The following is a 9,895-nucleotide window of genomic DNA, read 5'->3' as shown; positions in this document are numbered from 1 at the left end:
AAGCGTAACGGTAAAGAATATACGATAATAGTGAACGGGGCGAAGTCGGTGATAGATGCTGAAATAGAAGAGTGTGTGGCAGATCTTTACTTCGGGGAACCCAGGCAGGTAAACCGTGTGTTTTCTGAAACACTGGGCCGTTTCCTACCGCTGAAATCGCTGGGTGGCGGTGTGTATGAGCTGATATTACCGGAGGGAAGAAAGAACGTGTTCAGGTATGAAAACGGCGCCTTAATGTCGGTGGAAGTAAATCATACGCTTGGTAAAGCAATGTTTGTAAAAATAAGCTGATGGGGAGATGATTATCCTGGCAGGATTTACCAGGACAATCATCTTCATCTTATAAATTATAATACCTGTTCAATGATCTGCCCGCTCACCTTATCTTTCAGGATCAGTTTCTTTGCCCCGAAATGTGTCATCTCTTCTTTTACCAGGTAGTATTGATCGTTATAGTCCGTTAAGGTTTTGGCTTTGGTAAGTCCTTCCTGTCCGCGCCATATTTCCAGTTGTACCGGTTCCCATTGTTTGCTGGCGGCACTCTTGTAAGCGGCATCCAGGATAGCATTCACCACATAACCATCATAGAAAGTTTCGTTGGCTTCCTTACCGGCCTCCATGGCATCAAACATATTGGTGAACATGTGATTATATCCCAGTTCATTGAGTTCATCTCCTACGGGGAACAGCCAGCCGGAGTTGCTTTCCGCTTTCTCCGCTACATAATCAGCGCCTTTACCGGTAGTAAACATATCAAAGCCGGTACGCAGAAAGCTGTTGAGCCAGATAGTACCTTCTGTTCCCATTACTTCATCACGCAGATCAAGACCGCCGCGGAAAGTCCAGCTTACTTCAAACTGGCCGATAGCGCCGTTTTCATATTTTACCAGGCCAATGGCATGATCTTCAGCATCAATAGGTTTAACCTGTGTATCTGCCCAGCACATTACCTCTACCGGTTTAATATCTTTCCCGATAAAGTTGCGCCCGATTTCCACGCAATGGCAGCCCAGGTCCAGGATACAACCGCCTCCTGCCTGTTCTTTATCCCAGAACCATTCGCTGTGCGGGCCGGGATGGGTTTCCCTCGATTTTGCCCAGAGGATCCTTCCCAAAGCCCCGTCTTTCACACTTTGCAGCGCTTTCAGGAATTTAGGTGTGTACACAAGATCTTCCAGGTAACCATGGAAGATGCCCGCTTTTTCTACTGCTTCCAGCATCCGTTTTGCCTCCTGGGCGTTACGTCCCAGCGGTTTGGTACAGATCACTGCTTTTTTATGCTTGCAGCACAGGTCAATAGCTGCTTCATGCAGGTTATTGGGGAGGGATACGCAAACTACGTCTACCTCCGGGCGGGCAATGGCTGCTTCCATTTCGGTGGACTGAAAAGCAACATCGTAATCTGTGGCGAATTTTTGCGCGCTTTCTTCCCGTCGGGAATATACGCTTACAATTTTATCGCGGCTGCGCTGCCCTTGCAGGGAATCAGCATAGAACCGCGCAATAAAACCTGAACCAAGCATTGCTATTTTTGCCATAAAAATCGTTTTGCCGATGATTAATGTTTAACAACTGTATTCTTGTTACTATCTCTGAAAAACAACATAAACAGTACTAATACTACCGCTGCAATACCTGCAGGAATCAGCCAGATGGTGTGCCAGTTGTGGCTGTTTGCGCCCGTTTTATATGCATCCACAATAGGGCCGGAAATGATAAAGCCTATCAGCATTCCCACACCATAAGTAGCCAGTGTTACAAAGCCCTGTGCAGAGCTTTTGAACTCTTCACCTGCAATTTTATCGGTGTAGATTTGCCCGGTTACAAAGAAGAAATCATAACAGATACCATGTAAGATGATACCTACAATGAGCATCCAGTAGTTGGCATCAATATCGCCAAAAGAGAACAGGGTATAGCGTACTACCCAGGCGAGCATACCTAACGCCAGCATTTTCTTTACCCCTAACCTGGCGAAGAACAGCGGCATAACCAACATGAACAGGAACTCAGACATTTGTCCCATGGACTGCTTGCCGGCAGCGGCATTCATGCCTATTTCATTCAGGAACGGATTAGTGAAATTATAATAGAATGCCAGCGGGATGCAGATGGCAATGGATGCCAGGAAGAACAGCAGGTAGGAGCGGTTTTTCAGCATCCGTATGGCATCCAGGCCCAGGATCTCTTTTACAGAGATCTGCGTACCCTTTTTGGCAGGCGGTGTTTTAGGCAGTGTAAAGCTGAACAGCCCCAGCAGGAGCGATGCGCCGGCTGCCATTTTAAAGGTAAGATCCAGTGAATTGGTTTTTTCCCACTGTAACCAGCCAATGAGCAGGCCCGCAATGATCCAGCCAACAGTGCCAAATACGCGGATAAAGGAGAACTCTTTACTTGGATCGCTCATCTGCCGGAAAGAGATGGAATTTACTAATGCCAGTGTAGGCATGTAAAGGATCATATATACCAACAATACCGGGTAGAAGCTGTCGTAGCTGGTCATGCCGGAACAGATCCATAACAGTGCAGCGCCTGCCAGGTGTATCACGCCAAGGATGATCTGTGCGGAAATAAAACGGTCGGCGATAATGCCTACAATGAAAGGCGCTATTACTGCCCCGATAGATTGTGTGAGAAACGCATATCCCACCTGGGTATCGGTTGCGCCCTGCAGATTTTTTAATACAAAGGTTCCTAATGTCACAAACCATGCGCCCCAGATAAAAAATTCCAGGAACATCATAAATGATAGTTGTACCCTAACAGCTGATCTCATAACGACTAATGCTTTATTGATTGAATCTTGATGAACCGCTTAAGATAAGCAAATTTCATAATTGAGAGATGAAATTCTTGATGGATAGTATAAACTCCAGCGGTTCACAAAGTATTGTGCCTGATCTTTTTACCGGGCATTACAGCAATGCCGGACCCTGCAGCGAGTAATGCACTTTTAGGCGCTTGCTGCAGCATGTTTTCAAATACGGCGCCATACAATATCCGGGTACTGCAATGGTAACTGAAATCCGTAACCGGGTGAACTTCCCATTGCGGGTGTGTAACCTCGTATTCGCCGGTGGTTTGGTGATCCAGCCTGGTGTAGCCCCAGTAATGTTCCGTAATAAATTGTTCCTCGCTGCCTGCTGCAATAGGTTGGCTGGCTTGTGTGGCGGTAGCCGACAAATGATTCCATTCGTTTTTCACTTTCCAGCGGTAGGCTACTTTTAACGTAGCCTCATCAGGATATTCCCAGGCGTGGGCCATACTGTGTGTGGCATATTTTTCCCCATACAATGTATTGGCTACAAAAGTGATGAGTGCCTTTGGCACCAGCTCTTTTACAAACACTACCCCGCGTTTCCATTCACCAGCCTGTTTATAGCGTACATAAAAACGCAGGTTCACTTCCTCAAAAGTACGGTGTCCCGGAAAGGAAATGCCTTTCACCCTGGTGTCCTGGAAAAGGAAGCCCACCAGGCTGATGTAGCAGGTATTGTTCCATGTATCCAGCTCTGTATGGGCTGGTACATAAGGCTTGAGCACAGCGGGATCTGCTTCAAAGTTGAGCATCAGCAGATTTCTCCAGGCGGCAGTGAGGAACGGGCGCATATCAACCTGCTTTTACCAGTTTTGCATAATATTTACATGCCGGTCTCAGGCCGCATTCGCCGCATTTCGGGCTCCGGGCCACGCAAATATAGCGGCCATGTAATATGAGCCAGTGATGGGCGATGTGTACTTTGTCTTTCGGAATATTTTTCAGCAGCTGCAGTTCGGTTTGCAGTGGTGTTTTAGCATTGGTGGTAAGTCCTATCCTGGCGGAAACCCTGAATACATGTGTATCTACCGCCATATTGGGTTGCTGGTGCACCACAGAGGTGATCACATTGGCGGTTTTGCGGCCTACGCCCGGCAGCTTTATTAATTCCGGCACAGTAGCGGGTATTTCCCCGTTAAAGTCTTCCACTACCATTTGTGCCATGCCGATGAGGTGTTTGGTTTTGTTGTTGGGATAACTGATGCTGCGGATCAGCGGGAACAACTCGTCGAATGTGGCGGTACTGAGGGCGTGTACGTCCGGGTACTTTGCAAAGATGGCAGGAGTGGTCATGTTCACTCTTTTATCGGTGCATTGGGCCGACAGGATAACGGCTACCAGCAGTTGGTATGGATTGTCGTAGATGAGTTCCGTTTCGGCATTGGGAGCATGTTCCTCAAAGTATTTGAGAACAAATGCATAACGCTCTTTTTGAGTCATGCCATAAAGATAGGAAAAATGAAAAAAGTAGGGCGGCTGTTACTACTCTTCCGCTTTCTGTTTATTGGCGGCATAGTCGAAGATCAGCTGGAGGGTAGCCACTCTTGGCGCATAATGTACGGTGTTCAGGGCTGCTTTGGTATCGTCAAAGCTGGCCTGTTCTTCCCGGGTAAATGAAAGATCCTCCTGGTGATGTTTAATATCGCTTTTGGTAACAAGACACAGGGTAGAGAGTACAGAAAGTGTAAAATTACTCATGCATATTTATTTTAATACTAATAATAGGTTCTCTTTTATAACGGATTTTGCTCAGATTCTATTGTTAATTTAAGATAAATTTTTAAGATGCACAAGAGGGGGAAAGAGGGGAGAAAGAGGGGATTGGGAAGGGGCGGGTGCTGTTAAAACGTACTTTAACTGAAGAAAACCGTTGCGTAAACGGGGTTACTGGGCGGGGGCGGGGGTAATAATGAACAGGTCTTCATTATCTTTCTTCATATAATATTTTTCGCGGTCAAATTTCTCCAGTTTTTCGGGACTGGAAAGCAGTTCCTGTTGTTCTTCGCGAGTTTGTTTGATTTCCTGGATAAAAAATTCTTTCTGGTTTTCGAGTTTGTTTACCTCGGACTGGAACTGGTATTGGTACATGAGGTTAGTTTTGTCCAGGAAGGCGATCCAGATGATAAAGGCAATAAAAGCTATGAAGAACTTATTCTTCAGGAGCTTTGGCACTTTTATAGACTTTAATCCGGGCATACAGCAATTTACAAATGATTTTTGGATTTCAGATACCCGGCGTTAATGTGCCGGGTACCCAAGATCCAGATATTTTCCCCGGAGGGTTATTTTTTTACACTGATGGAGTTGGGAGGATAGATCGCTACTTCACCCAGTGCTTCTTCGATACGGAGTAACTGGTTGTATTTCGCCATACGGTCTGTACGGGAAGCGGAACCGGTTTTGATCTGGCCGCAGTTCAGGGCTACGGCGAGGTCGGCGATGGTAGTATCTTCTGTTTCGCCGGAACGGTGGCTCATGATGGAAGTGTAACCGGCTTTGTGCGCCATGTTCACTGCATCGATGGTTTCCGTTACCGTACCTATCTGGTTTACTTTTACCAGGATGCTGTTGGCGATGCCTTTATCGATACCTTCTTTCAGACGGAGTACGTTGGTAACAAACAGATCGTCGCCTACCAGCTGTACGCGGTTGCCTACGGATTCAGTCAGTTTTTTCCAGCCTTCCCAGTCATCTTCCGCCATACCATCTTCGATGGAAACGATCGGATATTTATTTACCCATTCAGTCCAGTAAGCCACCATTTCGTCGCTGCTGATCACTTTCTGGGAGCTTTTGTAGAATTTGTAGCTCTTGGTAGCGTCGTCGTACATTTCGCTACTGGCGGCATCCAGGGCGATAGCCACCTGGGTACCTGGCTCGTAACCGGCTGCTTTGATAGCTTCCAGTACGGTTTCGATAGCTTCTTCGTTGCTCTGGATTTCAGGAGCAAAACCGCCTTCGTCGCCTACGTTGGTGCTGTATCCTTTCTTTTTCAGTACGGATTTCAGGTGGTGGAAAATTTCCACGCCCCAGCGCAAACCTTCAGAGAAAGAAGGGGCGCCAACCGGTACGATCATAAATTCCTGGAAGTCGATCTTATTATCTGCGTGTGCACCACCGTTGATGATGTTCATTAAAGGAATGGGAAGGGTAAAAGCGTTTACACCGCCGAGGTAGCGGTACAGTGGCTGGTTGCTTTCTTCCGCAGCGGCTTTGGCTACGGCCATGCTCACTGCGAGGGTAGCGTTAGCGCCCAGTTTAGCTTTATTAGGAGTACCATCAAGTTGAATGAGCATTTTGTCGATGCCGGCCTGATCCGTCACTTCCCAGCCAATCAGTTCGTCCGCGATGATATCGTTTACGTTATTTACGGCCTGCAGTACGCCTTTGCCCATATAAACGCTCTTATCATTATCGCGCAGTTCTACTGCTTCGTGTTTACCGGTAGAAGCACCGGATGGAACTGCTGCACGGCCAAAATGTCCGTCTTCTGTGGTTACATCAACCTCAATTGTAGGATTACCACGGCTGTCGAGGATCTGCCTGGCATGGATTTCTGAAATGGTACTCATAATTCGAAAAGTTATTATTGTTAGCTATTTATTTAGCACCTGGCGTTTGCCGCGGCTGTTAGTCCCTTACCACTCCCGGGTTGCTAACGGCTACAGTTAATTGCCTGGGGCTTTTGTCAATTCCCGGAAAATTGTTTCCAGGCTTTGTGAATTGCTCTGCAAAGAAAGGATGTTCCTGTTATTAATCAAAGCAAATTGTAACAGGTTTTTTCGTACCTCGTCCACCTGGCCGGTAAATAACTGCCAGCTATGGTCTTCCCTGGCTGCCACGCGGGTAATGCCGGGAATTGCCAGCAATTCGGCTTCGGTAACCAGCTCGGCAAAGGTAACCTGTAAATATCCATTCCCGCTGCTGTTTTCACGGATTAACGATAATTTATCGTCTGCAATGATCTTTCCCTTGTTAATGATGATCACCCGGTCGCACAGGGCTTCCACTTCCTGCATAATATGCGTGGAAAGGATCACGGTTTTATTGGCGCCGAGTTCCCTGATCAGCTGCCTGATATCGGCCAGCTGGTTGGGATCCAGCCCGGTTGTGGGCTCGTCGAGGATCAGTACTTCCGGGTCATGCAGCAGGGCCTGTGCCAGGCCCACGCGTTGCTTATACCCGTTAGACAGGGCGCCGATCTTTTTGCGCTGTTCCGGTTGCAGTCCCGTTTGCTCAATTACAGCGGCAATACGCTGTGCGCCGGTCTTCCCCAGCTGGTGAACACCTGCTACAAACTCCAGAAATTCCCGGATATACATATCGTAGTACAACGGGTTGGATTCCGGCAGATAACCTACTCTTTTACGTACTTCCAGCGATTGGGACACGATGTCGAAGCCACATACACTGGCCTTCCCGCTGGTAGGCGGCAAAAAACCGGTGATCATTTTCATGGTGGTGGATTTTCCTGCGCCGTTGGGTCCCAGGAAACCAGTGATCTCTCCCTTTTTTAGCTCAAAGGAAATAGCATCCACAGCCCTTTGTTCGCCGTATACTTTACTGAGTTCTGATACCTGGATAGACATGTATGCTTGCACGTTTTGCGGGAACTAAAGTACTTAAAAAAGCGCGGATTTTGCCGCGGATTTTGTCTGACTCAGGATTATGATGATTACGCTGATTGCGCTGATTTTATTTTTTTTGTTCTTATTTTTTGGGGAGATATATATAATGTCATTAACAGGTATACGCAATACCATAGAAGATGCTGCGAGGTATATTACCGGCCACTGGCATGAACCTTGTTCTTCCATCTCCCTGAAAACAAATGAAAAAATAAAATCAGCGCAATCAGCGTAATCATCATAATCCTGAGTCAGACAAACTTCGCGTACATTTGCATATTATGAAAAGAGTCATTGGTTTACTTTGTTTACTACCACAACTACTACAGGCGCAGTCTATCCCGGTGAAAGATTATCCGCAAGGTTATTTCAGGAACCCGCTGAATATACCGATCATACTGGCCGGTAACTTCGGGGAACTGAGGCCCAATCACTTCCATTCAGGCATGGATATAAAAACGCAGCAAAGGGAAAACCTGCCGGTACACGCTGCCGCAGATGGCTATGTGAGCCGCATTGGTGTATCGCATACCGGTTTTGGGAATGTACTTTATATTACTCACCCCAATGGCTATACGACAGTTTATGCGCATCTCAACGCCTTTTTTCCTGCGCTGCAACAGTATGTGAAGAAACAGCAATACCAGGCAGAAAGCTGGGCCAGCGACCTTACTATCCCCGAAGGCATGTTTCCCGTGAAGAAGGGCGATTTTGTAGCCTGGAGCGGAAATACAGGCGGATCTGCAGGTCCGCACCTGCACTTTGAAATCAGGAACACTACCACCGAAAAACCATTGAACCCGCTGCTCTTTGGTTTTGATATTGCAGATACCAAAGCGCCGGATGTATACCGCCTGGCCATATACAACCGTGAGAAAAGCATTTATGAACAAAAGCCACTCATACTGACCTTAAAGAAAGTGGGTGGCGAATATGTAACCACCCAGCCGGTGGTTAAGGTAAATGCTGCAAAGGCAGGCATTGGCCTCAGTGCTATAGACCGCATGAACACCGGTAATATTTATGGCATTTATGAAGTAACACTGCTTCAGAACAATGAACCGGATATCGACTTCCAGCTGGATAACATCGGTTATGATGAAACCCGCTATCTGAATGCCCACATCGATTATAAAATAAAAAAAGGCGGAGGCCCTTACTACCAGCTGGTGTTTTCCCTGCCAGGCAATAAACTCGATATTTATCACGATCTGAAAGGCGACGGTACCATTCATCTCTCTGATGGCGAAGTACACCAGGTAAAACTGCTGGTAAAAGATGCCTATGGTAACACCTCTACCGTGAAACTGGCCTTACAGCAATCGGGCACAGAGGATGCACCCAAAGCGTGCGCCAACACCATGTATCCGGATTCCCGCAATATTTTCGAAAATAACCAGGTGGAATTTTACCTGGATGAAACAGCGCTGTACGACCAGGTATGTTTTGACTACCTCGAAACTGCATCGGTAAGTACCAAAGCCTATTCCAACATATACCACCTGCATAATGCACTGGTACCGGTGCACGATTTGTTCGATGTGCGTCTTCGCGCTACCAGGAATGTTCCGGAATACCTGCAGTCGAAAATAGTGATGGTAAGAGAAGGACAAGGCAGCAGTACTTCCGCTACCACGTTGGAAAACGGCTGGTATAAAGGCACTTTCCGCGACTTTGGCAACTTCCACCTGGAAGTGGATACGGTAGCGCCAAAGGTAACACCGCTGGGAGTGAAGCCGGGCGCTATACTTTCAAAAGCCGCTAAAATATCCTTTGCCATGAGCGATGCCAGCGGTATTAAAAACTACCGTGCAGAGCTGGATGGCAAATGGCTGATGCTTTCACGCAGAGGTAACGTGCTTACCTATACATTCGACGAGCATTGTCAGCCAGGCGCACATGTACTGGTGCTGAAAGTAACCGATATAGCAGGGAATGAAGGCAGCTACAGGTTATCATTCAAACGTTAAGAGATCATTCAAACAGTTAAAACCATAGATATGACAAACTTAAAAGAAGGCGATAAAGCTCCTGTTTTCAAAGGAAAGGATCAGCATGGCAAAACCGTGTCTCTGACCGATTTTAAAGGCAAACGGGTAGTGCTGTATTTTTATCCAAAAGATATGACGCCAGGATGCACGGCCCAGGCCTGTAATCTGCGCGACAACTACGATACCCTCCTGAAAAAAGGATATGCAGTAGTAGGCGTAAGCACAGACAGTGAACAGAGTCACCAGAAATTTATAGAGAAATATGAACTGCCATTTACTTTACTGGCAGATGAAGATCAGAAGATCGTACACCAGTATGGTGTGTGGGGAGAAAAACAAATGATGGGCAAAACCTATGATGGTATTCACCGGACCACTTTCCTTATTGATGAGAAAGGTGTGATTGCGCATATCATCAAAAAGCCCGACACAAAAAATCATACGGAAGAGATCCTGGA

General features: G+C 46.9%; 11 protein-coding genes. 3 read left to right on the top strand and 8 right to left on the bottom strand.

What is annotated here, in order from left to right:
• The coding region (locus VN105_RS14115) for a DUF6134 family protein (RefSeq protein WP_325641938.1) at nucleotides 1-291 on the top strand (291 nt) is incomplete at its 5' end.
• A 56-nt stretch (nucleotides 292-347) separates the two neighbouring features.
• On the opposite strand, the gene VN105_RS14110 is transcribed toward VN105_RS14115, so the two are convergent.
• From VN105_RS14110 to gldA, 8 genes are all read right to left on the bottom strand, one after another.
• A complete protein-coding gene (locus tag VN105_RS14110) occupies nucleotides 348-1,538 on the bottom strand; it encodes a Gfo/Idh/MocA family oxidoreductase (RefSeq protein WP_325641936.1) in 1,191 nt (396 codons plus the stop codon).
• A 20-nt stretch (nucleotides 1,539-1,558) separates the two neighbouring features.
• Nucleotides 1,559-2,776, bottom strand: coding sequence for a nucleoside permease (locus tag VN105_RS14105; protein ID WP_325641934.1), 1,218 nt, complete (start codon nucleotides 2,774-2,776; stop codon nucleotides 1,559-1,561).
• A 104-nt stretch (nucleotides 2,777-2,880) separates the two neighbouring features.
• Complete coding sequence (locus VN105_RS14100) at nucleotides 2,881-3,609, bottom strand: DUF2071 domain-containing protein (protein WP_325641932.1); 729 nt, start codon at nucleotides 3,607-3,609, stop codon at nucleotides 2,881-2,883.
• Between the two features lies 1 nt (nucleotide 3,610).
• Nucleotides 3,611-4,258 (bottom strand): endonuclease III, encoded by a 648-nt coding sequence (gene nth, locus VN105_RS14095; RefSeq protein WP_325641930.1) that lies wholly within the window; start codon nucleotides 4,256-4,258, stop codon nucleotides 3,611-3,613.
• A 42-nt stretch (nucleotides 4,259-4,300) separates the two neighbouring features.
• Entirely contained in the window at nucleotides 4,301-4,516 is a 216-nt protein-coding gene (locus tag VN105_RS14090) for a hypothetical protein (RefSeq protein ID WP_325641928.1), read from the bottom strand.
• Nucleotides 4,517-4,702: 186 nt separating this feature from the next.
• A complete protein-coding gene (locus tag VN105_RS14085; protein ID WP_325641926.1) occupies nucleotides 4,703-5,014 on the bottom strand; it encodes an FtsB family cell division protein in 312 nt (103 codons plus the stop codon).
• An 86-nt stretch (nucleotides 5,015-5,100) separates the two neighbouring features.
• Nucleotides 5,101-6,390 carry a phosphopyruvate hydratase gene (eno, locus tag VN105_RS14080; RefSeq protein ID WP_325641924.1) on the bottom strand — a complete coding sequence of 430 codons (1,290 nt, stop codon included), beginning with the start codon at nucleotides 6,388-6,390 and terminating at the stop codon, nucleotides 5,101-5,103.
• Nucleotides 6,391-6,486: 96 nt separating this feature from the next.
• The gene (gldA, locus tag VN105_RS14075; protein ID WP_325641922.1) at nucleotides 6,487-7,407 is read right to left on the bottom strand and encodes a gliding motility-associated ABC transporter ATP-binding subunit GldA; all 921 of its coding nucleotides are present in this window, start codon (nucleotides 7,405-7,407) and stop codon (nucleotides 6,487-6,489) included.
• Nucleotides 7,408-7,727: 320 nt separating this feature from the next.
• Between gldA and VN105_RS14070 the strand changes: the two genes are divergently transcribed.
• The gene (locus VN105_RS14070; protein WP_325641920.1) at nucleotides 7,728-9,416 is read left to right on the top strand and encodes a M23 family metallopeptidase; all 1,689 of its coding nucleotides are present in this window, start codon (nucleotides 7,728-7,730) and stop codon (nucleotides 9,414-9,416) included.
• A 30-nt stretch (nucleotides 9,417-9,446) separates the two neighbouring features.
• On the top strand, nucleotides 9,447-9,895 hold a 449-nt coding region (gene bcp, locus VN105_RS14065; protein ID WP_325641918.1), incomplete at its 3' end, for a thioredoxin-dependent thiol peroxidase.

Source organism: Chitinophaga sp. (genome assembly GCF_035564935.1).
Lineage (GTDB): Bacteria > Bacteroidota > Bacteroidia > Chitinophagales > Chitinophagaceae > Chitinophaga.
Note: the sequence above shows the minus strand (reverse complement) of the source record. Positions and strands in the feature narration are given on the sequence as shown.